The 23759-nt window shown below is 62.1% G+C and carries 18 protein-coding genes; 3 read left to right on the top strand and 15 right to left on the bottom strand.

Annotation, left to right across the window (positions count from 1 at the left end):
• Positions 1-31: 31 nt before the first annotated feature.
• From ACI2KA_RS20335 to ACI2KA_RS20300, 8 genes are all read right to left on the bottom strand, one after another.
• Positions 32-1570 carry a hydantoinase/oxoprolinase N-terminal domain-containing protein gene (locus ACI2KA_RS20335; RefSeq protein WP_404504271.1) on the bottom strand — a complete coding sequence of 513 codons (1539 nt, stop codon included), beginning with the start codon at positions 1568-1570 and terminating at the stop codon, positions 32-34.
• Positions 1567-2643 (bottom strand): DUF917 domain-containing protein, encoded by a 1077-nt coding sequence (locus tag ACI2KA_RS20330; protein WP_404504270.1) that lies wholly within the window; start codon positions 2641-2643, stop codon positions 1567-1569. Before ACI2KA_RS20330 ends, ACI2KA_RS20335 begins: the two co-directional genes overlap by 4 nt.
• Positions 2644-2761: 118 nt before the next feature.
• Positions 2762-4357 carry an ABC transporter substrate-binding protein gene (locus ACI2KA_RS20325; protein WP_404504269.1) on the bottom strand — a complete coding sequence of 532 codons (1596 nt, stop codon included), beginning with the start codon at positions 4355-4357 and terminating at the stop codon, positions 2762-2764.
• Between the two features lie 43 nt (positions 4358-4400).
• On the bottom strand, positions 4401-5534 hold the full coding sequence (locus tag ACI2KA_RS20320; protein ID WP_004438394.1) for a DUF917 domain-containing protein: 1134 nt from the start codon (positions 5532-5534) through the stop codon (positions 4401-4403).
• Entirely contained in the window at positions 5527-7083 is a 1557-nt protein-coding gene (locus ACI2KA_RS20315; protein WP_404504268.1) for a hydantoinase/oxoprolinase N-terminal domain-containing protein, read from the bottom strand. Before ACI2KA_RS20315 ends, ACI2KA_RS20320 begins: the two co-directional genes overlap by 8 nt.
• Before the next feature lie 17 nt (positions 7084-7100).
• Entirely contained in the window at positions 7101-8747 is a 1647-nt protein-coding gene (gene nikE / locus ACI2KA_RS20310) for a nickel ABC transporter ATP-binding protein NikE (RefSeq protein WP_404504267.1), read from the bottom strand.
• Positions 8748-8751: 4 nt separating this feature from the next.
• A complete protein-coding gene (locus ACI2KA_RS20305) occupies positions 8752-9633 on the bottom strand; it encodes an ABC transporter permease (RefSeq protein ID WP_006698626.1) in 882 nt (293 codons plus the stop codon).
• Positions 9633-10661: an ABC transporter permease gene (locus ACI2KA_RS20300; RefSeq protein WP_404504266.1), complete on the bottom strand. Its 1029-nt coding sequence runs from the start codon at positions 10659-10661 to the stop codon at positions 9633-9635. The genes ACI2KA_RS20305 and ACI2KA_RS20300 overlap by 1 nt, the downstream gene beginning before the upstream one ends.
• Before the next feature lie 136 nt (positions 10662-10797).
• On the opposite strand from ACI2KA_RS20300, the gene ACI2KA_RS20295 reads away from it, so the two are divergent.
• The gene (locus ACI2KA_RS20295) at positions 10798-13149 is read left to right on the top strand and encodes a response regulator transcription factor (protein WP_404504265.1); all 2352 of its coding nucleotides are present in this window, start codon (positions 10798-10800) and stop codon (positions 13147-13149) included.
• Positions 13150-13152: 3 nt separating this feature from the next.
• On the opposite strand, the gene ACI2KA_RS20290 is transcribed toward ACI2KA_RS20295, so the two are convergent.
• From ACI2KA_RS20290 to ACI2KA_RS20270, 5 genes are read right to left on the bottom strand one after another with little or no spacing between them, the layout of a single operon-like run.
• A complete protein-coding gene (locus ACI2KA_RS20290) occupies positions 13153-13863 on the bottom strand; it encodes a ribonuclease activity regulator RraA (RefSeq protein ID WP_404504264.1) in 711 nt (236 codons plus the stop codon).
• Positions 13864-13920: 57 nt separating this feature from the next.
• On the bottom strand, positions 13921-15645 hold the full coding sequence (araD, locus tag ACI2KA_RS20285; protein WP_404504263.1) for an L-arabinonate dehydratase: 1725 nt from the start codon (positions 15643-15645) through the stop codon (positions 13921-13923).
• Position 15646: 1 nt separating this feature from the next.
• The gene (locus ACI2KA_RS20280) at positions 15647-16726 is read right to left on the bottom strand and encodes a Gfo/Idh/MocA family protein (RefSeq protein ID WP_404504262.1); all 1080 of its coding nucleotides are present in this window, start codon (positions 16724-16726) and stop codon (positions 15647-15649) included.
• Positions 16723-17739, bottom strand: a complete 1017-nt coding sequence (locus ACI2KA_RS20275) for a Gfo/Idh/MocA family protein (protein WP_404504261.1) — start codon at positions 17737-17739, stop codon at positions 16723-16725. Before ACI2KA_RS20275 ends, ACI2KA_RS20280 begins: the two co-directional genes overlap by 4 nt.
• Entirely contained in the window at positions 17732-18784 is a 1053-nt protein-coding gene (locus tag ACI2KA_RS20270) for a Gfo/Idh/MocA family protein (protein WP_404504260.1), read from the bottom strand. Before ACI2KA_RS20270 ends, ACI2KA_RS20275 begins: the two co-directional genes overlap by 8 nt.
• Positions 18785-18903: 119 nt before the next feature.
• Between ACI2KA_RS20270 and ACI2KA_RS20265 the strand changes: the two genes are divergently transcribed.
• Positions 18904-19617 carry a GntR family transcriptional regulator gene (locus tag ACI2KA_RS20265; protein WP_404504259.1) on the top strand — a complete coding sequence of 238 codons (714 nt, stop codon included), beginning with the start codon at positions 18904-18906 and terminating at the stop codon, positions 19615-19617.
• Positions 19618-19673: 56 nt separating this feature from the next.
• Complete coding sequence (locus ACI2KA_RS20260; RefSeq protein ID WP_404504258.1) at positions 19674-20573, top strand: SMP-30/gluconolactonase/LRE family protein; 900 nt, start codon at positions 19674-19676, stop codon at positions 20571-20573.
• Positions 20574-20598: 25 nt separating this feature from the next.
• Here the strand turns inward: ACI2KA_RS20260 and ACI2KA_RS20255 are convergent, their stop codons facing one another.
• Together ACI2KA_RS20255 and ACI2KA_RS20250 are read right to left on the bottom strand one after the other, a co-directional pair.
• Positions 20599-21912: an HlyD family type I secretion periplasmic adaptor subunit gene (locus ACI2KA_RS20255; RefSeq protein ID WP_404504257.1), complete on the bottom strand. Its 1314-nt coding sequence runs from the start codon at positions 21910-21912 to the stop codon at positions 20599-20601.
• On the bottom strand, positions 21899-23746 hold the full coding sequence (locus ACI2KA_RS20250) for a type I secretion system permease/ATPase (protein WP_404504256.1): 1848 nt from the start codon (positions 23744-23746) through the stop codon (positions 21899-21901). The genes ACI2KA_RS20255 and ACI2KA_RS20250 overlap by 14 nt, the downstream gene beginning before the upstream one ends.
• Positions 23747-23759 lie beyond the last annotated feature (13 nt).

The following is a 23759-nucleotide window of genomic DNA, read 5'->3' as shown; positions in this document are numbered from 1 at the left end:
CGTCGCCCCGCTCCGGCAGGGCCTCTTACCATCAATGAAAGGCGATATCGCCGATGACCCGTACGCGCACTCTGCGAGCGCCGCCCGGCAGATAGGCGATTGGAATATCCTCCACCTCAAGCGTCTTGAGGCTCGTCCGCTCCGCGCCAGACGCAACGGCTGCGTTCTGCGCCTCAGACTCGGCCTTCGCAAGGGCCTCATCGCGGCTCAGGCCGGAAAAGACCTGATCGACCTCGCCGGAAACCTGCGCCATCGCCGCGCCCAGCGCATTGGCAACGCCGGCATTTTCTACGCGCAGCACTTCCGATGCGCCCGGAACCGTCTCCGGGATCAGGAAAGCCCCGCCGCCGACGGCAACCAGCGGCACGTCTTCGGCCGAGGTCTTCATCTGGTCGAAACTGTCGGCCACCATGTCACGGATGCGTTGAAGCGAGACCTGCACGAAAGCCGGATCGAGGTCTTTCACACGGTCGCGGTCACCCATCTCGATCAGGCCGGCGGCAACGGCGATATCCGACGTCGTCAGCGTTTCACCGCCGAAAACCCGGGCTTCCGTCAGAATGCGGTAACCGACCGAGCGCGGGCCGATCTTGCCTGTCTCAGGGTCAACGATGGTGCCGCCGCCGAGCGCAATCGGCAGAAGATCAGGCATACGGAAAAGCGTGCGTACCCCGCCAATATGGACGATATTGTTCGCCTCGCGCGGAAAACCGCCGACAAGGCAGCCGATATCGGAGGTGGTGCCGCCGACATCCACCACCATGGCATCGGAAAGCCCGGTGAGGAAAGCCGCACCGCGCATCGAATTGGTCGGGCCGGAAGCGAAGCTGTGCACGGGGTTGGCGGCGGCCACATCCGCGAGCGCCACGGTGCCGTCATTCTGGGTCAGATAGAACGGCGCCTTCACGCCCGCTTCGCGCAGCGCATCCGAAAATGCCTGAACAGTAGTCTTGCCGAGCGTTTGCAGCGCTGCATTGAGGAGAGCGACATTTTCTCGCTCGAGAAGCCCGATGCGGCCAAGCGTATGGGAAAGCGTGATGCGCGCATCAGGGATTACAGAACGGACGATTTCCGCCGCCCTCACCTCGCACTCCGTCGTCAGCGGTGAGAAGGTTGCCGAAATGGCGATGGAGGTGATGCCCGCATCGCGGATTTTCATCGCAGCTTCGCGGATTTCATCCGGGATCATCGGCACCAGTGGGCTGCCGTCATATTCATGGCCGCCGTGAACCATGAAGATCAGCGGATCCACGGCCTCGCGCAAATCCTTCGGCCAATCGCACATCGGCGGCAGTGAAGAACCTGTTGGCAATGCGATGCGGATCGCCGCGACCCGTTCCAGCCGGGCGCGCTCCACCACCGCATTGGTGAAATGGGTGGTGCCGATCATCACCGCATCAATCGGCCGGTCGACCGCACCGACATGGCCCGCCACATGGGCAAGCGCCGCCTTTACGCCGGACAGCACATCTTGCGTTGTCGGGACCTTGATGGAAGCGACGATGGTGTCTCCATCGATCAGAACGGCATCCGTATTGGTGCCGCCAACGTCAATACCGATGCGTTTCATGGGAATACCGATCTGAAGTCAATGTCATAACCGAAGGCGCGCGGGCCGACGGCGGCGATGCCGGCAGGTGTCGTCAAAAGCTCCGGCGCCGGCAGGGCGACAATCGTGACGCGCTGGCCATATCGCACCGATTCCGTGCCGATGGCGCCGCCGGAAACCGTGTCGAGAAGGCAGAGCAGGTCAGGCGTCATGCCGACCGGCTGGCCATCGCGGAAGGCGACCGCCCATTCGTTCTGGAAGGCCAGCTCCATGCGCGAACCCCGGTCCGCATCGATGCCTTCAATAGTCGTGCTGCCGCGCAGGAAACCACCGGTGGTCTCACGCGCCACATCCACCACCTTGCCCCGGAACAGCTGCTTGCCGCCCTCATGGTCGAGAACCGCCTGAACCGGATCGTCATGGCGCGCACGCGCCTCCATCACCGCGCGCCCGAGTTCGGTCGCCTTGGTGACGGTGTAATGAATACCCCATTCCTTCACTTCCTTGCCGGTGCGCGGCGCCTTGCAGGTGGCGGCGGTGGAGCCGACTTCGGTGCAGACCTTGCGCGAGATGCGCTCCATCCATTTCCACGAAGCAGCCCGCGTCACGATCACCTCATTGTCGCGCACATCGACCAGCGACAGCGGAAACATCGGCAGGTTGCCGATGGCGAAGGATGTCATCTGCGCTTCCGGATAGGCGCGTCCCATGGCATCGGCATTAACGACCGGCCGGTCGAGCACGGCGGCGGCGAGGAAGGACGACAGCGCATTGGAACCACCGATTTCAACGCTCATGATCGCCCGGAACGGCTTGCCGAGATAATCCTCCATAACCTCGACGGCACGGGCGAGATGCACGGGATCCCCCAGCCGCTCCTGACCGACAAGCGGCGCACCCATCTTGGAGACGACGGCAACCATATCGTCATCGGCGAGCGCCATGGGGTCCATGACCTTTACCCGCCTGCCCTCGGCATAAAGACGGCGCAGGTTGAGCGTCGAGATATAGGGATTGCCGCCGCCTCCCGTTCCCAGAATCCAGGCGCCGGTGGCCAGAGGTTCGATATCGTCTTCGGAAAATTCCTGGATCATGCGTCATCCTCGGGCATGCCGCAGCCTTTCCGGCCGCAAGCGATGCTCCTTCCCTTTGAAGTTCCAAGTCTGGCCAACCCCGCCATTTGTGGCGGGGCCGGTTTTCATGAGGCGGAGATCACTCCGCCTTGCAGTCCCAATGGAAGTTGGAGAAGTTCAGGTCCCAGCTTTGCATGGGAATGAACTCGTAACCCTGAAGGCACTTGTTCGCCGCATAACGGCGGTTCGGCGCAACGGCCCAGACGTCAGGCTGAAGATCGGCGATCTTCGTCTGCAGTTCCTTGTAGGTGGCGTTCTGCTCATTGACATCGGTGGTGGCGCGAACCTTGTCGATCAGGCCGTCGATTTCCGCGTTCTGCAGCCATTCCATAGACATCCAGGTGCCGGAAACCTTGGAATGATACTGGTTGTAGAACATCGAATCCGGCGACGGATAGGTCGGAGAGATATTCACCTGCGTCGATGCCGGGGTGGTTTCGGGCTTGGAGGACAGCTCGACGATGCGGTTCCACGGCTCCGGCTTGATATCGAGCGTGATGCCGATCTGCTCGAGGCTGGACTGCAACAGCAACGCCACTTCGGCCTCGAAGGCCAGCGACGCGACATAGCTGTTGACCAGCGTGATCTTCTGGCCGGCATATTTCGACTTCGCCAGCTCTTCCTTGGCTTTTTCCAGATCGTAGACGCCCGGCTGGATATCGCCGTTATGCGCATCCTTGAATGCGTCGGAGAGCGGTCCGCGCATGTCGAAGCCCGGATAGATCACGTCCTGGATCGTCTTGTAGTCGGTCGCATAGGCGATGGCGCGGCGAACGTGCACGTCGTCGGTCGGATAGACCTTGGTGTTGAGCTTGATGACGAAACCGCCGGCGGTGCGGGTCTGGATCAGCTTGTAACCCTTCATCCGGCCGATGGATTCATAGGTGTCGTTGCCAAGACCGTGCGAGGAAAGGCCGAGTTCGCCCTTTTCCGCCAGCGCCTTGACGGTGGCGTCGTCGCTGGTCTGCACGAAGCGCACTTCGTCAATCGGCTTGCCCTTGGTCCAGCCGAGGAAATAATCGGCATTGCGGGCAATGACCATATCGGCGGAACGATTGTAGCTGACGAGCTTGTAGGGGCCGGAGCCGGCGGAATGTTCGCCGACATAGGCCTCGCCCCACTTGTCTTCCGGCTTGGCATTGGCCTCGATCAGCGTCTTGTTCAGCGCCATCATCAAGGGCGTCGCCGCCATGAAGGGCGAGAACTGGCGGTCGATCTTCATGACCAGCGTCGCATCGTCAGGGGCAGTGACGTTTTCGGGCTTCAGCACGCCGACGATGAGGTTTGACGGGCCTTTGTTGATGCCGAGCAGGCGCTGGATGGACCAGGCAAGATCGGCGGCCTTCACCGCCGTGCCGTCCTGAAACTTCGCATCGTCGCGCAGGTGGAAGGTGTAAGTCAGGCCGTCTTGCGAAATCTCCCAGGATTTCGCCAGATGCGGCACGATCTCGCCCTTGGCGTTCACCGTGGTCAGGCCGTCATACATGTTAACGATGGCCATGTAGCCGGTGTAATCGGTCACCTTCGCCGGGTCGAGCGAACTGAATATCTGCATGGTGTTGACCGCAACCGACACCTTGTCTTCCGCAAGGGCTGCGGAAGAGATAAGCGGCAGCACGAGCGCCGTGCCGAGCGCCAACGCGGCGAGACGGGAAGAAAGTACAGGCATTTTCATTGTCGTTCTCCTCTTTATTGCGGGTCATTGGCCCCGCTTATGGTTAGGCAGCCTTGCTGACCGGAACGGGCAGCGGTGAGAAAGGAATGTCCGGATAACCGAAGGCCGCCGGCCCGACGACTTCAAGCGCGCGGGCGCTGCGCAGCAGGTCATGGCAGGGGATGGCGATGACGGCCACGCGCTGGCCATAACGCAGGACTTCGGTGGTGATCGGATAACCGGTGTCGACATCGAGCAGGACGATCAGGTCGGGCACCGTCACTTCCACCTTGCCGTCACGGGAAAACAGCAGGAATTCGTTCTGGATGGCGACGCCCGCCGTCTGGCCGGCGCAATCGTCGAAGCCCGACAGCGTGAGATCGCCGACCGCGAAACCGCCGCGCAGATGGCGCTTCAGATCGGTGATCTTGCCGTTGAAGATGCGCCGTCCGCCTTCGAGTGCGCAGACTGCGGCAATCGGGTCTTCCTGCTGTTTGCGGGCACGGATCACCGCCTCACCGATGGCGATCGCCTTGGTGTAGGTTTTCGGAATGCCATACTGGTGCACGTAATGCGCCTGCATCGGCGCGGTCGCCAGCATTGCGCCGCCGCCCTGCGAGACGACGCAGGCGCGCGCCATGCGCTCGTGCCAGACTTCGGAAACGGCGTGGCTGAAAATGACGGCATTGCCGTGCAGATCGCACATCACCGATGGCGTGGAACTGTGGCCGTAGATGGAGAAGGTGGTCATCTGCATTTCCGGGAATGCGCGGCCCATGCCGTCGCAATCGAGGATCGGCAGGCCGCCAAGCGCCGCCGTCACCAGCGGGTTCATCGAATTGGAACCGCCGATTTCCTCGCAGACGATGGCGTCTACGGGCGTGCGGATCAGCTCTTCCATCGCGCGCAGGCAACGAAGGCCTTCGCGGCCTTCACGAATGCGCTCGACGCCGACGACAGGCGCGCCGATGCCGCCGATCGACATGCAGAGCGCGTCCGGCTCGATAGCGTCGGTCGCGAGGATCTTCATCTCGTAACCGGCCTTCATGGCCTCCAGCGCCAGCAACTTGCCGAGATAGGGATTGCCGCCGCCGCCCGTGCCAAGAATGCCGGCGCCGATTTCCAGCGCGTCGAGATCTTCACGGGTCAGCGTCCGCAATGCCGCTTCATCATATTTCAGCTTGCGTGTCTCAGCCATGATTGGCTCCCATTTCTCCAACAACTTTCACATGAATGCGGGTGGCATTGCCGGGCAGGTATGCAAGCGGCATGTCCTCGCGCTCGATGACCTCAAGCGTTTCGGCAATCGCGCCAGCGGCAATCGCCTTCTCGCGTGCCTCGGCCTCGGCTTCTGCGAGCGCGCTCTCGCGCGTGCGTCCATCCACCAGCGAGAAGACCCGGTCGGTCTCGCCGCTGATCTGCGCAATCGCCGCACCGACGGCATTGGCCACCGCGAAATTCTCAGGCCGGATGACGTCCAGATCGCCAATACGATCCGGCATCAGGATGGAGCCGCCGCCAACGGCGATCACCGGCACCGGTGACGACGAGATGCGGCTGCGCTCCACGCAGGCCTCGAGCATGTCGTTGATCTTGTCGACCGCCGCATCCACGAGCTTCTTGTCGAGGCTGGAAACCAGCGCTTTCTCGCCCACATCGGCCTTGCCGGAGGCAACGGCGATATCGGTTGCCGTCAGGGTCGAGCCACCGAAGCAGAGTGCCTCGCGGCGAACCCGGTAACCGACGGATTTCGGGCCGACGGTCAGGCCATTGTCGCCATTGACCACCAGCGAACCACCGCCAAGACCGATGGAGAAGACGTCGGGCATGCGGAAATTGGTGCGCACGCCGCCAATATCCACCGTGGTCGAGGCCTGACGCGGGAAGCCGTGCGACAGCGAGCCGACATCGGAGGTGGTGCCGCCGACATCCACCACCACGGCATCCTTAAGGCCGGTGAGGAAAGCCGCACCGCGCATGGAATTCGTCGGGCCGGACGCGAAGGTGAGCACGGGGAAACCGCGCACCACATCCGCCGCCATCAGCGTGCCGTCGTTCTGGGTGATATAAAACGGGCAGGTGATGCCCGCAGCCTTCAGCGCTTCGCCGAAAGCGGCAACGGTGCGGTCGGCAAGCGACAACAGGCTGGCATTCATGATCGCCGCACTTTCACGCGCAAGCAGACCGTGACGGCCAATATCCTTGGACATCACCACCGGCAGGCCGGGGCAGCGCTCCTGCAGGATCTCCTTCGCCCGCAGCTCCATCGCATCGTTGATGCCGCTGAAAACGCAGGTGACGGCAGCAGCCTTCAGGCCCTTGGCGCGGATATCGGCGGCGATACGGACAATTTCGTCCTCATCGAGCGGCGAAATTTCGCGGCCGTCGAATTCATAACCACCACGCACCTGATAACCGTGGTTGCCGACGATTTCCTTGAGATCATCCGGCCAGTCTACCATGGGCGGCAGGCCGGCGCCGGATGGCAGGCCGAGCCGGATCGCGGCCACCTCATCCATATGCCGACGCTCGATCACCGCATTGGTGAAATGCGTGGTGCCGATCATCACGGCGCCAATGCGTGCCCTGTCTATGCCCGATGCCTCGATGACCTTTTCAAGGGCTTCGATGACACCTGATGTCACATCCTCTGTCGTTGAGGCCTTCACCCCCGCCAGAACGGTTTTATCCTGCAACACAACGGCATCGGTATTCGTGCCGCCGACGTCAATTCCAACGCGATACACGTCAGGCTCCTCTTTCATCAATCGGTCGTTTTTACGAGGAAACGCATGCGCTCTTCCTCGGTCACGGTGGGTTTGAGACTTTCTTCCTCGTCGGTGACGACGGGGATGGCCGCGATCAGGGCGCGGGTATAGGGATGGGCCGGCTCGGCAAAGACCGCCGACGTCACACCCTCCTCGACAATCTCGCCGCGCAGCATGATGGCAATGCGCGAGCAGAAATTGCGCATCAGCGACAGGTCATGCGAGATCATCAGATAGGTCAGGCCAAGCTCCTCGCGCAGCTGCAGCAGAAGGTCGATCACCGTCTTCTGCACGGAGACATCAAGTGCCGCCGTCGGCTCGTCGAGGATGAGGATTTTCGGTTCTGCCGCGAGCGCGCGGGCGATCGCCACACGCTGCTTCTGGCCGCCGGAAAGCTCGTGCGGATATTTGCCGAGATAGGATTGCGGCAGCCGCACCAGCCCCAGCAGTTCCTGCATCCGACTTTCCCGCGCCTGGCCATCCATGCCGATGGATTTCAACGGCAGGGAAAGCGTCTGTTTCACCGTGCGCTTCGGATTGAGGGACGTGCCGGGATTTTGATAGACGATCTGCGTCAGCCGCTTGCCGCGCTCAGGCGCCGGGGCGTCGATGACAAGATTGCCGGAGGTGGGACGCGAAAGGCCCATGATCATGCGGGCGACCGAGGTCTTGCCGGAACCGGATTCGCCCGCAAGGCCAAAAACCTCTCCCTGCTTCAGCGTCAGGTTCACGTCGCGCACGGCATGGTAGCCATTGCGCCTGCCGTAAATCTTGTTCAGGCCTTCGATGGTGATGATCGGCTGCCGCGTGCTTTGCGCGAGATCCGTAACACGCGAGCCATAGAGCGGCGGCACCGCATCCAGCAGCGAACGCGTATAATCCGCAGCGGGAGAATGCAGGATTTGCGTGCAAGGTCCGGTCTCGACGATATCGCCGTGATGCATGACCACGACCCGGTCCGCCACCTTGCGCACGACGCCGAGATTGTGGGTGATCATCAGCAGCGCCATGTTTTCTTCGGCAACCAGCTGGTTGATGAGGTTGAGGATTTCATCCTGCGTCGTCACGTCAAGCGCAGTGCCCGGCTCATCGGCGATCAGGAGCTTCGGCTGGTGCAGCAGGGCAAGCCCGATCAGCACGCGCTGGCGCATACCGCCCGAAAGCTCGGACGGATAGGCATTCATCACCCGCTCGGTATCGGCAAGCTGCACCCGGCGCAAAACGGCTGCGATGCGGTTGCGGCGCTCCGCCTTCGACGAGTTGATACCATCGCGTTTGTCGGCAAAGCGCATGACATCATCGAGATGCGTGCCGATCTTGAAGACCGGATTGAAGGAGGACAGTGGGTCCTGCATGATCAATGAAAACGCCGTTCCCTTCAGCGCCTCACGGTCTCTGCGCGGCAGGGCAAGCACATCCCGGCCATCGATGACGATGGCGCCGGAGGTGATCGCGGCATTCTTCGGCAGGGTGCCGATGATCGCCTTGGCGGTGACCGATTTGCCCGATCCGGTTTCGCCGATCAGCGCCACGCGCTCGCCGGCGGCAACCGTGAAGGCGACATCGCGCAGCACCTGCCGGGTGCGGCCATAATTGGTGAAGGTGACGTTGAGGTTTTCGACCTTGAGAAGCGGTTCAGTCATGGCCTTAGCTTTCCACGTCGAACATGTCGCGCAGGCCGTCGCCCAGCAGGTTGAAACCCAGCGTCACGTAAAGCACGGCCGCACCGGGGCAGAGCACTTCCCACCAGAAATCCGGCATGAACTGGCGCCCGTCGGCAACCATCGATCCAAGGTCGGGGGTCGGCGGCTTGACGCCGAAACCGAGGAAGCTGAGCGTCGCGCCGAACAGGATGACGAAGGCGGCATCGAGCGTCGTCTTGACGGATATGACCGAGACGCAATTGGGCAGGATTTCGCGAAAGAGGATATGCAGGGGGCCGGCACCGGCAAGACGCGCAGCCTCGATGTAGTCTTCGGATGCAATGGACTTCGATACCGAATAGATCAGCCGCGCGTGCCAGGTCCACCACAGCAGCGTGATCGCGATCATGGCGTTCGTCAGTGTCGGTTCCAGGAGGTTGGAGACCGCGAGCGCCATGACGAGCGGCGGCATGGCCAGCATCACATTCGTCAGGCCGCTGATGAGTTTCTCGGTCCATCCGCCGAAATAACCGGCGATCAGGCCAAGCACCGTGCCAACAGGTACCGAAATACCGAGCACGCCGATGACGAGAAGAAGGGAAACACGCAGCCCGAAAATGGTACGGGAAAAGATATCGCGCCCGGCCTTGTCGGTGCCGAACCAGTGCTCCAGATCCGGCGGCATGTGGCGGGCGCGGAAATCGACGACCGCGCCTATGTGTTTCGGATAGGGCGTGAGCCATGGCGCGAAGACCGCCAGCACCAGCACCGACAGAAGGATCAGCGAGCCGATGACCGCCGCCGGATTGCGGCTGAAGCGATACCACATCATGTAACCGGCACTTAGACCGCGATCGGTGGGTTCGAGCATTTTCATATCAGCCATCAGCGAGCCTCCTTGCGGCGCAGGCGCGGGTCGATGATCGAGATCAGGACATCCACGATCAGGTTCGCAACGATGAAGAACAGGCCGGCCACCAGCACCACGGCAGTGACGGCATTGAGGTCTTTCTGCAGGATGGCGTTCAATCCGTAGGAAGCGAAACCGCCCCAGGCGAAGACCATCTCGATCACGAAGGCATTGCCGATCAATGACGCGAATTCGAGGCCCATGATCGTCAGCGGCGCAATGGAAGAGAGCTTCAGCAGGTAACGGAAGATGATCACCCGCTCCGGCACGCCGAAGCTCTGCAGTGTCAGCACATGGTCCTTGCGCTGGTTCTCGATCATCGAGGAGCGCGTGATGCGGGTGATCTGGCCGATGCCGGCCATGGAAAGCGCAAATGCCGGCAGCGCAAGGTGTTTCAGCGCATCGAGCACCACATCGAACCGTCCGGCCAGCGTGCCGTCGATCAGGATGAAACCGGTTGGGCCGCCCTGCCAGCCGAGCGAGTGATCGAGCCTGCCGATGATCGGCCAGCCGGAGAGAAACCGGGCGGCCAGCAATTGCAGCGTGATGGCGAAAAGAAAGCTCGGGATCGTCACCCCGGTGAGCGACAGGATGCGGCCGATATGATCCAGCGGCCGGTCGCGATAATGTGCGGTGATGACGCCAAGCGGGATGGCGATGGCGAACATGAAGATGACAGAGACCAGCACCAGTTCGACGGTGGCGGGAACGGTCTGCGCCAGATCGGTGGTGACAGGGCGCTGCGACACCAGCGAAAAACCAAGATCGCCATGCAGCGCATTGCCGATATAATCGAGATATTGGACGGCAAGCGGCTTATCGAGGCCCATCTCGCCGCGCAGCGCATCCACCTGCTCCTGCGTTGCCGCGGGACCGAGCGCCATGCGGGCGGGATCTCCCGGCACCACACGGGCGAGCCCGAAAATCATGATGGACAGGGCGATCATGACCAGCACGAAGGTGCCGAGCCTGTTCAAAATCGCGACCAGCGGATGTTGCTGCATCGGTGGAACGTTCCTTGTGCATCGGTTGCTTGAACACAAGTTTTCACCAGATGGCGGTTCGAACAATTGCCGAAAGGTATAGTTTTTTGAAGAATGAGTATAGGTTTTTAAATCCGGATGCCCTATCCCTTTCCCGATGATACTCCTGCCCCGTCCCCGCCTATGCCACCGCGTCACCAGCGAAACCGCGGGCGTGGTATTTCTGCGCGCGCCGGCGGGAGCCGGAAAAAGCGTGCTGCTGGAGATGCTCGCAGAAGAACTGGGAACGCAGATATGCCGCACGCACCAGCCGCAAGGCGACGACGCGGCAAACGGCTACCTGCTGTGGGACGTTCCGGTCTTTGCACGGGCAGTACGCATGCCCGCCCCCATTCTGGAGTCGGTGCGTTTCGTCGTCATCGCCTGCCGGCCTGACCAGCGGATCAGCGGGATGGCGCGGCACATCCTGCATCGCGGCTCGCTCACCATAGGATCGGACGAACTGGCCTTCAGGCCGGACGAGGCCGAAAGTCTTCCGCCCGAACAGAAGCATCTGGCACTCGAGGATTATGCGGGATGGCCGGCATTCCTGTCGCTGGCGCGCCTGCCGGACGAAACCTTATGCGCCGACTATCTTCGGGAAAGCTATCTGCCGCATCTTTCCCCTGCTCAAACCGTCGAACTGTCCTTCTGGCTCGAAAATCCCTCCGCAGACCCCAATGCGGACTGGACCAGGCTTCTGCCGCCCTTTCTGACGGGAAAGCCCGACAATCACCGCACGCTGATACGGCTTCTGACGGTGGCGGCAAAAGAACGCCTCGCCACATTGCAGACCGGCAGCGCCGTGGTGGAAGTCGCCTCGGCGTTCGAAAAGGCTGGGCGTTCGCTGGCCGCCATGGCCATGCTGCTGGACCGCGGTTACGAGACCCATGCCGCACAAATCCTCGAGCGCGCCGACGGCCGTGAGCTGATCTACAGAAGCAGCGTCGACCGGTTTCGCGAAATCATCATGCGGTTTTCGCAGGATATGATCGCGGCCAATGAAACCGTGCTCTTTGCCGTCACCCGCGCGCTGCTGAAACAGGGTGAATTGCAACGCGTGCGCCATCTGCTCGGCAAAAGCCTCGGGTCGGATTATCTCGATCCGCTGAAGGTGCTTGCCCGCGGCTCGCGGTTTTCCTTCGCCGCCCGCACCTTCCGGCTGAACCTGATGATCGCCGAGGACCTGACGCCCAATGACGCGATGATAACGCGGCTCGGCGAGTTCATGGCCGATTATCCGATGGACGATCACGGCAAATGGGCGGCCTATTACAATGCGCTGCTGGAATTTGAAATCCGCCGCCGCAATTTCCGCGAGGCGGAGGCGGCTGCCGCCCGCGCGCTTATCTATCTGCGCAAGATGGGCGGGCAGCCCCTGCTGGAATTCTTCATCCACCTGCACCAGATCGTGCTGCGGCTGATGAGCGGCGATGTGCTTCTGGCCCGCCGGGCGGCGCGGGAGGCGCGCGCACGGCTGGAACAGGTGCCGCATGATGCCGTGCAGGAGTTCCGAATGCTGCGGCTGGCGGAAGCCTGCCTTGCCTATGAAGCGGGAAAAACCCGCGACCTTCTGCATTTCGTCGAGCACGAATTCGATCACTTCGCCGCTGCCGAAATCTGGCCGAGCCTGATGCAATTTGCCCTGTTTTACGCCTCGCAGGTGTTGATCGACCATCTTCCGATGACCGTTCGTCCGGGCTTTCTCGATGGCCTGTGGATCCATCTTTCGGAAGGGTTGCAATTCCATGCGATGATGGAGATCAGGACGGCCCTCGCCTATCAGAACGCCAACCGCTGGGCGGATGCCGCAGCTACCCTATCCGCAATCCGCATGCCGATGGGCCGCAACTGGGTGGAAAGCGCACATGAAGACCTTTCCCGGCTGACGCGCCGGGACGAAATCGCCTATGTCATGGCCTGGCTTCGCGATGCGGTGCATCTTTTCACACCGCGCGCCTATCTTTCCCGACAGATGGACGCGATGATCGCCAATCCCAAGGTCACCAATCGTGAGAAGGTCGCGCTGAGAATCTGGCAGAGCTATGCCGCGCACCAGCGCCGCGACAATGCCGCCGCCCGCGCCCACATCCTCACCGCTCTTGAATCGGCAACCCGTCTTGGCTGCAATGGCGTGCTGTCGGAAGAGCGTGTCTTCCTGTCGCCGCTTCTGAACAATCGCCGCATCCGCAGCTTTATCGAAACCTCTTCCGATGTGCGCGCGGCGCTGTCGATCTTTGCTGCTTCGGTGAACTCGCCGCAGGCGCGTGCCCTGCATGGCGGGCTTTCCCAACGCGAAGCGCAGATGCTGCAATTGCTGGCCAGCGGCATGTCCAACAAGAAGATCGCCCAGACGCTCAACATCTCGGAAGTGACGGTGAAGTTTCACCTTAGCAACCTGTTCCGCAAGCTGGATTGCAAACGCCGCGCGGAGGCGATCCGCGCGGCGAAAGCGCTGGGCTGGTTATGAGGTTCAGCGGTTGTTCTTCTTGCGCCATTCGGCAAAGGCGATCTGGTGCTCTTCCTTGGTGCAGGGGTAAAGCCCGATGATCGTCTGGCCGGCCTTGACCTGCTCCACCACGAAATCCTCGTAAGCCGTCATTTCCACCGCCTCGGTCGCAATCTCGTCGGCAATGCCGGCGGGGATGACGATGACGCAATCCGCATCACCGACGATAATGTCGCCGGGAAAGACAGGCGCGTCACCGCAGCCGATCGGGCCGTTGATCTCGATCGCCTCGTGTTTGGTCAGATTGGTCGGGCTGGAAGGCCGGGTGTGATAGGCCGGAATATCCAGTTCGGCGATGGTGGCGGCGTCACGAAAACCACCATCGGTCACGATGCCCGCACCACCGCGAACCATCAGCCGCGTCACCAGAATATCGCCGGCCGAGGCGGCGCTCGCATCCTTGCGGCTGTCGATCACCATCACATGGCCCGGCGGGCAGGTTTCGATCGCCACCCGCTGCGGATGCGCCGGGTTACGGAATTCCACAAGCTGGTTGCGGTCTTCACGGGCGGGCATGTAGCGCAGCGTAAATGCCGGGCCGACCATGTTCACCCCCTTGTATCCGAGCGGATGGACGCCCTGTATGACCTGGTTTCGCAGGCCGCGCTTGTAAAGTGCCGTCGCCAGCGTGGCGACGGAAATCGTTTTCAGCTTGTCGCGGGTCTCTTGGTTCATCCCGGTCTCTCCTGTCATTCTGTCTCATCGGCAGGACGCATTGCCCTGCTCATAGCTTCAGTAAATATCCGGCTCGCCGGCCGAACGGCCGAAATCGGTCTGCAGGAAGTCGAAATCGCATCCCTCGTCGGCCTGGCTCACATGTTTGGAGAAGATATAGCCATAACCGCGCTCGTAACGCGGCGGCGGCGCCTGCCAGGCAGCCCGGCGGCTGGCGATCTCCTCATCGCCCACCAGCATGTCAAGACGGCGCTGCGGCAGGTCGAGCCGCACTATATCGCCGGTTTTCAGCAAGGCCAGCGGCCCGCCGACAAAGCTCTCCGGCGCGACATGCAGAACGCAGGCGCCATAGGAGGTGCCGGACATGCGGGCATCGGAGATGCGCAACATATCGCGATGGCCTTTCTTGATCAGCGCCTTGGGAATCGGCAGCATACCCCATTCCGGAAAACCGGGACCGCCGAGCGGACCGGCATTGCGCAACACCAGCACATGATCCGGCGTCACATCCAGCGTTTCATCGTCGATCGCCGCCTTCATCTCGGGATAGCTGTCAAACACCAGCGCCGGGCCTTCGTGGATGTGAAACTTCGGGTCACAGGCCGCAGGCTTGATGACCGCGCCATCCGGACAGAGATTGCCCCGCAGCACCGCCAGCGAACCTTCCGCATAGACCGGATTGTCGAGCGAACGGATCACATCGTCATTATAAACCTTCGCGCCTTCGAGATTTTCACCCATGCTGCGGCCGGTCACCGTGAGAGCCGAGCAATCCAGCCGGCTTTCAAGCTGCTTCATCAGGGCGCGCAGGCCACCCGCATAATAAAAATCCTCCATCAGATAGTCTTTGCCCGACGGGCGGACATTGGCGATGAGCGGCGTTACACGGCCAAGCTCGTCCAGCTCATCGAGCGTCAGCGGCACGCCGGCGCGGCGGGCCATGGCGATCAGATGCACGACGGCATTGGTGGAGCAGCCGGTCGCCATGGCGACGATGGCGGCATTACGCACGGAGGCGGCAGTGAGAATAAGGTTCGGCGTCAGCTCTTCCGCCACCATCTCCACGATACGACGGCCGCAGGCGGCGGACATGCGCTGGTGTTCGGCATCCACCGCCGGAATGGAGGATGCGCCCGGCAAGGTCAGACCCAGCGCATCGGCAATCGCCGTCATGGTCGAAGCCGTGCCCATGGTCATGCAGACGCCGGCGGAACGGGCGATGCCGCCCTGCAGCCCGCGCCATTCGTCATCGCTGACATTGCCGGCCCGGCGCTCGTCCCAATATTTCCAGGCATCGGAACCGGAACCCAGCACCTTGCCGGCGTAATTGCCGCGCAGCATTGGCCCCGCCGGCAGATAGATCATCGGCACGCCGGCCGAAATCGCACCCATGACAAGGCCGGGCGTCGTCTTGTCACAACCGCCCATCAGCACCACGCCATCCAGCGGATGCGAGCGGATCATCTCTTCCGTCTCCATCGCCAGCATGTTGCGGTAAAGCATCGAGGTCGGCTTGGTGAAACTCTCATCGACCGATAGCGACGGCATTTCGACCGGGAAGCCGCCCGCCTGCAAGACACCGCGCTTCACATCCTTCACGCGTTCGGGAAAATGCGAATGGCAGGTATTCAGCTCCGACCAGGTGTTGAGGATGCCGATGACGGGTTTGCCGACAAAGTCCTCCTCCGCATAACCGAGCTGCATCATGCGTGAGCGGTGGCCGAAACTGCGCAGGTCATCGGGTGCGAACCAGCGGTCGGATCTCAATTTTCTGTCGGTCATGTCAGACTTTCCGCGAAACGGGCGCCTGAGGCGCCCAGCCTTTATAGAGATCGTCATCCTCGCGCAGCGGCAACCGCACGGGCTGCCCCTGCCGTACGGATTTATAGATGGCCGTGACGAGTTCGATGGATCGTAATCCGTCGGCAGCCGTCACTTCATTGCCGCCTTTGCCCTCGATCGCATCGGCAATGGCTTCGAGGAAACCGGCAAACCCGTCCAGCCCGGTGACGACCCGCGCCAGCACCGCATCGATCTCTTCCTGCGTCGTGGGGGCACGCGCGGTGAAACGCCATGTATCCTCGGCCGGCGCATAGGGCTTGGTGCCGCTTTCAGCGGTCAGCCCTTCGAAACAGAAACGCAACCGTGACGTATCGCTGCCGGCGCCGAGCGTGACCGAGCTTGTCACCAGCGCGCCGCTCTTCATGCGCAGGCTGATGGCGGCGCAATCTTCCGTCTCGATGGCGTTCACCCGCGTATCGGCGAAAGCGAAAACTTCCTCGACCGGGCCGAGCACATGGCAGATGAGATCGTGGGCATGGATGGCATGTCCGAGGATCGCGCCGCCGCATTCGCCCTTCCAGGTGCCGCGCCAGGGGATATGGTAATAATCCGCGCCGCGGTTCCAGTGCACTTCGGAACTGGCGACAAAGGCCTTGCCGGCAAGACCGGCATCGATCAGCGCCTGCAGCTGCCGCATGGCATGGCCAAACCGGTACTGGAACACCGGAAACACCTGCTGGCCGGTGTTCTTCACCGAAAGAAGCAGCGCATTCGCCTCCTCCAGCGAACGCACCAGCGGCTTTTCGCAGATCACATCCTTGCCGGCGGCATGGGCCTGCAGGGCGACCGGAAAATGCAGGTGCGGCGGCAGGCAGATATCGATCAGCGAGAGGCTCTCATCCGCCAGCACCTCCTCGAGACTTGCGGTCACCTTTATCGAGGGATCATCCTCGGCAAGCTTGCGCGCCCGCTCCAGATCGAGATCGCAGATGGCCCTGACCGCAAAACGACCGGGGAGTGCCCGATAGCCTTTAAGATGCAACGCGCCGATGCCGGCGCCGATGATTGCGACGCCTATCATGCCGCTCTCCCTTCGGCCTTTGCCTGTGCCCGAAGCGCCAGTTCACACACCCTGAAAACATGTTGCTGCGGCATCGCGGTTTCGGTGCGGTTGCGGATATCGGCCGACAGGCGGTCGAAATAAGGCAGGCCGGCATCGGAAGCGTCTATGTATTCGCAACGGTCGCCATTAACGAGAATGAGCCGGTCGGTGCCCGGCTTGTTGCCGAGATCGACATATTTCCGCAGCTCGATATAGCCCTGCGTGCCCAGAATGGTCAGCCGGCCATCACCCCAGGTTGGCAGGGCATCCGGCGTGTACCAGTCGACACGGATGTAACCATGGCCGCGATCGCCGCGCAGCAGCACCTCGCCGAAATCCTGCAAACCGGGATCGCCGGGATTGGCATAATTCGCAACCGTCGCAGACACAACTTCCACATCCGTCGAGCCGGTGAAGAACATGAACTGGTCGATCTGGTGGCTGGCAATATCGGTCAGGATACCACCATAGGATTCCAGATCGAAAAACCAGTCGGCGCGCAGCGCCCGGTTAAGGCGGTGCGGCCCGGTGCCGATGGTCTGCACCACCCGGCCGATGGCGCCCGCCGCCACCAGTTCCGTGGCCTTCGTCACGCTCGGCACCTCAAAACGTTCCGAAAAATTCACCGACCAGATGCGTTTCGTGCGGGCCACGGCGGCGCGCAGCTGCTCCAGTTGCGCAAGCCTGGTGCATCCCGGCTTGTCCGACATCACATCCTTGCCCGCTTCCATGGCGCGAACGGCAAGATCGGCGCGTTTCTTCGGAACATCGGCAATCAGGACGAGGTCGATGGTCGGATCGGCAAGAATTTCTTCGACGCTGCCGATACGCGGCACATCGGGGAAACGCTTCAGGAAGCCTTCCACGACTTCGGGCTCGCCCTCCGTCCACCAGCCGGCAAATTCCGCGCCGGCATTCAGCATGTTCTGTGACATGCCGAAAATATGCCGGTGTTCGATACCGAGAGCCGCAAACTTGATCGGTTTAGTCATTGCGCAGTTCCACTTCCTTGCCGCCTTCGGCGGATTTGACAATTGCATCAATCAGTCGATGAGAAAGGAGCGCCGCCTCGCCGGTCACCACCGGCTCCCGCTCCGAAACGAGGGCATCGACGAAGTCCTCGATAATGCCCTGATGCCATTCATGGGTGAACGCCATGGGATCGGCGCCGCCGCCGGTGCCGGATGCCGTCCCGCCAAAGGTCTCGCTGCGCCCGTCCCGCCAGTCGACGCTCAGAACGCCGGATGCCAGCCGCAGACTGGCCTTGTCGAAATGCAAGGAGATGGTTTCGGCACTGCCGGGAAAGCTGGCCGTACTCGCCATGAGCGAACCGACGGCCCCATTTTCGAAACACAGCCCGGCAGAGACGAAGTCCTCCGTCTCCATGCTGTGAAAACGTGTCGTTGCCGCCATCGCCTGCACGCGCGCCACCGGTCCGGCAAGGCTGAGCGCCAGATCGATCGTATGGATCGCCTGCGATATCAACACACCGCCGCCATCCCGCTCGCGCGTGCCGCGCCCCGGCTCGTCGTAATAGGCTTGCGCGCGCCACCACGGCACGGAAATCTCGCAGACGCCGAGTGCACCGAGGCCGCCGTCCGCGACAAGCTCCTTCGCCTTGCGCGAAGCCGCCCGCATGCGATGCTGGAAGACAATGCCGAGCGAGATGCCCGCGCTGCGGCAGAAGGCAACCAGCGCGGTCGCTTCTTGCGTATTACGGGCAACCGGTTTTTCAAGGAGAATATGTTTACCGGCGCGGGCGAGCGGTTCAATCACGCTTGCGCGGACGTTTGGCGGCGTCACCACAATAGCGAAATCCACGTCGGGATCGTTCGCAACCTCCTCGATGGAGCGATAGACGGCGACCTCGCGGCCGACCAGTGCGGACACCTCCTGCGCCAGGCGGGCGGCCCGCCCGGAGCCGCCATCCACAATACCCTTGAGAGTGACTTTTTCGGGAGAAGCGGCTGCGGCGAGCACATGCGTTCTGGCGACCATTCCCGCCCCCACGATGACACAAGTTCTACCTGTTCGCATGATCGCGAGCCTCCCAACCCACGCTTGGTAGCCCAAAGTGCATACCGGTATGCCGGTTGTCAATAAATTTGCATTCCGGTAAACAGGTTCATGAAAAATTGCCGGACGCAGGGGGGAAAATGCGAAAAGGCCTGACAACGGAATACCCGACCCCGGAGATGGAACCGCTGGATCTGAACCGCCCGGCGGTGGACCAGATTTACGCCGCGCTGAAGGCGGCCATCCTTGACAGGCAGCTTGCGCCGGGTCAGGCCGTCTCGGAAAACGACATCGGCCAGCTTTTCAATTCCAGCCGCACACCCGTCCGCGAAGCATTAAGCCGCCTGCGCGACGACGGGCTGATCGTTACCCTGCCAAGCCGTGGCACCTATGTCTCGAAACTCTCCGAACTTCAGATCAGAAGCGCACAGTTCATTCGCGAAGCGCTGGAAGTCGCGGCCATCCGCCGGCTCTGCCAGATGCATCTTTCCTCCCGGGCGATGGGCGATATCGAACAGGCATTGGCCGCCCAGCGCAGGGCCATTGCCGACGGAGACCGAAAGGCGTTTCGCCTGCATGACGACCAGTTTCACAGCGCCCTGGCAGCCGCCACCGGCCTCGACCGGCTGGAAACATTGCTGATGCGGGAAAAATCAGCGCTCGACCGGTTGCGCGTACTCGCCATCACCGACGAGGCCCACATGGCCCGCCTGCTTTCCGAACATGAGGCCGTCTATGATGCGGTGAAGGCGAAGGACGAAGACCGGGCAGTACAATGGCTGCGCCAGCATCTGCGCCGCGTCCTTGGCATCCTGTCGCAAATCTACGAGGCCCATCGCGAATATTTCGATTAGGCCACGGAGATGCATGGGAAGTTCAGACGGAATGAAATGAGAGCATGATGGCAAAAATGATGCTGACTATGCAACGAGCGGAACTCGTCTGCGATGTGATCGGCACCCTTGCGGAATCACCCGTATGGGACGAACGGCGGCAGACGCTTTTCTGGTGCGATATCATGGAGAGGAAACTCCATTCCGTCACCCCTTCGAGCGGCAGACGCTGGACAATGACGCTTCCGGATACGGTTTCCTGTCTTGGCCTTTGTGAAAGCGGCAGGCTGATCGTCGCCTGCGGCATGCAAATTCTGCTGGTGGACCCCGAAAACGGCACAATAGCGACGCTTGCCACCATTCCCGCACCTGACGGCCTGCCCTCTCGGCTGAATGACGGGCGGGTCGGTCCCGACGGTGCGTTCTGGGTCGGTACGATGGATGCCGGCCCCTTCCACGATATTCGGCCGACGGGGCAATTGTGGCGGGTCACGGCGACAGACATTCGCTGTCGCCAGACCGGGCTGACCTGTCCGAACGGCCTTGCCTTTTCCGCCGACGGCGCGGTGATGTGGCACAGCGATTCCGTGCAGCGCTGGATCCGCCGTCGGCATTTCGACCGGCGGACCGGTCTTTTCGATGAAGGCGACATCATCGCCCGGCCGACCGAGGCAGATGGCCGCCCGGACGGCGGTTGCGTGGATGGTGACGGCCGCTATTGGAGCGCCGGCGTTTCCGCCGGGGTGCTGAATATTCACGGCGAGGACGGCGCGCTGCTGGAAAAAATTCCGATGCCGGTGCCGCACCCCACCATGTCCTGTTTCGGCGGGCCGGATTTCAGGACAATTTTCGTCACCTCACACCGCAACAACATGGGCGAGGAAACCCGCACGCGCTTCCCGCGATCGGGCGGCGTATGGGCCATTCCGGCCAATGTCCAGGGCTTTCCCGCCTTCCGTTTTGCGGACGGGGCCTGATCCGCGACCCCGCCGGACGCAAGCGCTACTCCTCCCGGAAAGCGCGGCTGATCTGGTCCGTCAGCGGTTTGGCAATATAGGAGAGCGCCGTGCGCTCGCTGGTCTGGATGAAGGCCTCAGCCGGCATGCCCGGCACCAGCGGCGCATTGTTCAGCTTGTTCCGCTCGGCAACAGGCACCGAAATCCGCGCCAGATAATAGGAAAGGCCGCTGCGCTGGTCGGTGGTGATATCCGCCGCGATACGGCTGACATGGCCTTCCAGCTCCGGCGTGACGCGCTGGTTGAAGGCGGTCATGCGCAGCATGGCCTTTTGCCCCACCTGCAACTGGTCGATATCCTTCGGCACGATCTGCACCTCCAGCGCCAGTTCGTCGCCGTCAGGCACGATCAGCATGATCGGATCCGCCGGCGTCACCACGCCACCAACGGTATGCACGGCCAGTTCATGCACCATGCCGGATTGCGGCGCGACGATATCAATGCGTTTCAACTCGTCTTCCGCGGCAACCTTGCGTTCGACGAATTCACCCATCTGGGCCTGTATCTCACGCAGCTCCCGCCCGACCTCGGTGCGCAGTTCCTGATCGATCTGCAGGATCTGCAGCTTCGTTTCGGTGATACGCCCCGCCGTCTGCGCCTGATAGGCGATTTTTTCACCGCGCTCGCCGCCGAAGGTCGCTGCCTGCGTCTGCAGGCTGTTCAGCCGCTGCACGGAGACGACGCCCTGTTCGCGCAGGGATTTTTGCGAGGTGATTTCCGCCTCCAGCACGGCCAAGCCGTTATCATAGGCGACTTCCTGCGCCTTCAGCCCTTCGATCTCATGCTCGAACTGGGTGATGCGTTCGGAAAGCTGCGCTTTTCGGCCCTCGCGGTAGGATTTGCGGAACTCGAACAGCTTGGTTTCGCTGCGCATGGCGGAAGCGACATCGGGATCGTCCCTTCGCGCCATCAGCGATTGCGGAAAAACGAGGTCCGGCAGATCGTCTCGCTCGGCTTCAAGCCTTGCCATGCGGGCATTCAACTCGTCGAGACGTTTGGTGACGATGGCGAGATTGGCGCGGGTCTGGGTCGCATCGAGGCGCATGACCACATCGCCGGCCTTCACTTTGTCGCCTTCATTCACCAGAATTTCGCCGACGACACCGCCACTCGGGTGCTGCACCTTCTTGCTGTAGGAATCCACCACCAGATGACCGGACGCAACGACGGCCCCGGCGAGATTGGTCGTCGCGGCCCAGCCGCCGACACCGGCCAGCAGCGCAACGCTTGCGGCAAGGCCGGCGAAAAGATGCTTGCGGATGGACCGGGAAACATGGCTGCGCTGATCAATGTTTGACATCCGCATCTCCTTCCGGACTGTTCTCTTCCCGGCCGTCTTCCGGCACGGCCGGCTGAAGCTGGGTATTGGCAACGACACGCAGCGGTGACACTGTCTGGGCGGATGCGGCAAACCCCTTGGCGGCCTGGCTCTGCGGAACACGCAGCACCTTCGACAGCACGTCGTCGCGGGGGCCGAAGGCCTTCATCCGGCCCTCTTCCATCATCAGAATGAAATCGACGGCGCCGATGGCGCTCGGCCGGTGGGCAACGACGACGGCAATGCCGCCGCGCGCCTTGACCGCGGAAATCGCCTTGACCACGGCGGCTTCGCCTTCCGCATCGAGATTGGCGTTGGGCTCGTCCAGCACCACGATGAAGGGATCGCCATAAAGCGCCCGGGCCAGGCCGATGCGCTGGCGCTGCCCGGCGGAAAGGGCGGAACCAGCCTCGCCGATATCGCTGTCATAGCCTTTTTCAAAACGCAGGATCAACTCATGCGCACCCGCGGCCCTGGCCGCCGCGATGATGGCCTCGGGATCGGGATTAGCCTCGAAACGGGAAATATTCTCGCCGATCGTACCGTCGAACAGCTCGACGCCCTGCGGCAGATAACCGATATGGCGGCCAAGCGCCTCACGGTCCCATTGATCGAAGCTCGCGCCGTCGAGCCGCACCTTGCCGGCGGCAGGCATCCAGGCGCCGGTCAGAATGCGCGACAGGGTGGATTTGCCGGAGCCGGAGGGACCGATGACGCCAAGCGCCTTTCCGGCGGTGACGACAAAACCGAGACCGACGACGGTCGGTTTTCTCTCGCCCGGCGGAACGATAGTGACGTTTTCGACCCGCAATTCCTTTTCCGGCCTCGGCAGGGCCATGGCGGCGGCATTGGCCGGCATCTGGGCGAAAAGCTCCCGCAGCCGCGCCCAGCTCTGCCGGGCGGCCACGAAGGATTTCCAGTTGGAAATGGCAAGATCGACGGGCGCCAGCGCCCGGCCCATCATGATGGAACTGGCGATCATCACGCCGCCCGAGGCCTCCTGGTTGATGACGAGCCACGCCCCAACCGCAAGAATGGCCGATTGCAGCACGACCCGCAGGGATTTCGCGATATTGCCGAGACCGCCGGCCACATCGCCCGACTTGCGATTGGCGGCGAGATAGGCTTCGTTGGAAGTTTGCCAGCGTGCGCCGAGCCGGCCGCCAAGCCCCATGGCTTGCACGACTTCGGCATTGCGGCGCGAAGCCTCCAGCTGCCGGTTGCGGGCCATGTTTTCCACCATGGTGTCGCGGATCGGCTTCTGTGAGAAGATGTTGGTCAGGATCGTCAGGGAAACGAGCAGCACCGCGCCGGCAAGCGCCGTCACGCCGATCCAGACATGAAACAGAAAACATATGCCGAGATAAAGCGGCATCCACGGCAGGTCGAAAAAGGCCGTTGGCCCCGTGCCGGAGAGAAAACCGCGCACATTGTCGAGATCGCGCAGCGGCTGCAACCCATCGCCCGGCATGCGGTTGACGAGCGGCAGGCGCACCACCGCATCGTGCACCCTGCCGGAATGGCGCATGTCGAAATCTTCACCGATACGGATCAGAACGCGGGCGCGGATGATGTCAAGCAGGCACTGGAACCCATAAAGGCCGAGCGCAAGTGCAGCGAGCCCGACCAGCGTCGGCAGGCTGCCGCTTGCCAGCACGCGGTCATAGACCTGCAGCATGAAGAGCGGCGAAGTGAGTGCGAGTATATTGACCACGCCGCTGACGAGCGCCACGCCGAGAAACGTGCTTTTAAGGGGCGAAACAACCGCCGCAGTGAGGGACTGCGGCGGCGTCTGCTGGTGGTTTTGAAAGCCCACAGCCTGATTTTCC

This window comes from Agrobacterium sp. NPDC089420, assembly GCF_044900305.1.
Lineage (GTDB): Bacteria > Pseudomonadota > Alphaproteobacteria > Rhizobiales > Rhizobiaceae > Agrobacterium.
The sequence above is the reverse complement of the archived record's forward strand: the minus strand, read 5'-3'. Positions and strand labels throughout refer to the sequence as shown.

Coding starts and splice junctions, on each gene's coding strand:
- ACI2KA_RS20335 (WP_404504271.1), bottom strand. CDS start 1,570: ATGAAACGCATCGGTATTGACGTTGGCGGCACCAATACGGATGCCGTT.
- ACI2KA_RS20330 (WP_404504270.1), bottom strand. CDS start 2,643: ATGATCCAGGAATTTTCCGAAGACGATATCGAACCTCTGGCCACCGGC.
- ACI2KA_RS20325 (WP_404504269.1), bottom strand. CDS start 4,357: ATGAAAATGCCTGTACTTTCTTCCCGTCTCGCCGCGTTGGCGCTCGGC.
- ACI2KA_RS20320 (WP_004438394.1), bottom strand. CDS start 5,534: ATGGCTGAGACACGCAAGCTGAAATATGATGAAGCGGCATTGCGGACG.
- nikE (WP_404504267.1), bottom strand. CDS start 8,747: ATGACTGAACCGCTTCTCAAGGTCGAAAACCTCAACGTCACCTTCACC.
- ACI2KA_RS20305 (WP_006698626.1), bottom strand. CDS start 9,633: ATGGCTGATATGAAAATGCTCGAACCCACCGATCGCGGTCTAAGTGCC.
- ACI2KA_RS20300 (WP_404504266.1), bottom strand. CDS start 10,661: ATGCAGCAACATCCGCTGGTCGCGATTTTGAACAGGCTCGGCACCTTC.
- ACI2KA_RS20295 (WP_404504265.1), top strand. CDS start 10,798: ATGATACTCCTGCCCCGTCCCCGCCTATGCCACCGCGTCACCAGCGAA.
- ACI2KA_RS20290 (WP_404504264.1), bottom strand. CDS start 13,863: ATGAACCAAGAGACCCGCGACAAGCTGAAAACGATTTCCGTCGCCACG.
- araD (WP_404504263.1), bottom strand. CDS start 15,645: ATGACCGACAGAAAATTGAGATCCGACCGCTGGTTCGCACCCGATGAC.
- ACI2KA_RS20280 (WP_404504262.1), bottom strand. CDS start 16,726: ATGATAGGCGTCGCAATCATCGGCGCCGGCATCGGCGCGTTGCATCTT.
- ACI2KA_RS20275 (WP_404504261.1), bottom strand. CDS start 17,739: ATGACTAAACCGATCAAGTTTGCGGCTCTCGGTATCGAACACCGGCAT.
- ACI2KA_RS20270 (WP_404504260.1), bottom strand. CDS start 18,784: ATGCGAACAGGTAGAACTTGTGTCATCGTGGGGGCGGGAATGGTCGCC.
- ACI2KA_RS20265 (WP_404504259.1), top strand. CDS start 18,904: ATGCGAAAAGGCCTGACAACGGAATACCCGACCCCGGAGATGGAACCG.
- ACI2KA_RS20260 (WP_404504258.1), top strand. CDS start 19,674: ATGATGCTGACTATGCAACGAGCGGAACTCGTCTGCGATGTGATCGGC.
- ACI2KA_RS20255 (WP_404504257.1), bottom strand. CDS start 21,912: ATGTCAAACATTGATCAGCGCAGCCATGTTTCCCGGTCCATCCGCAAG.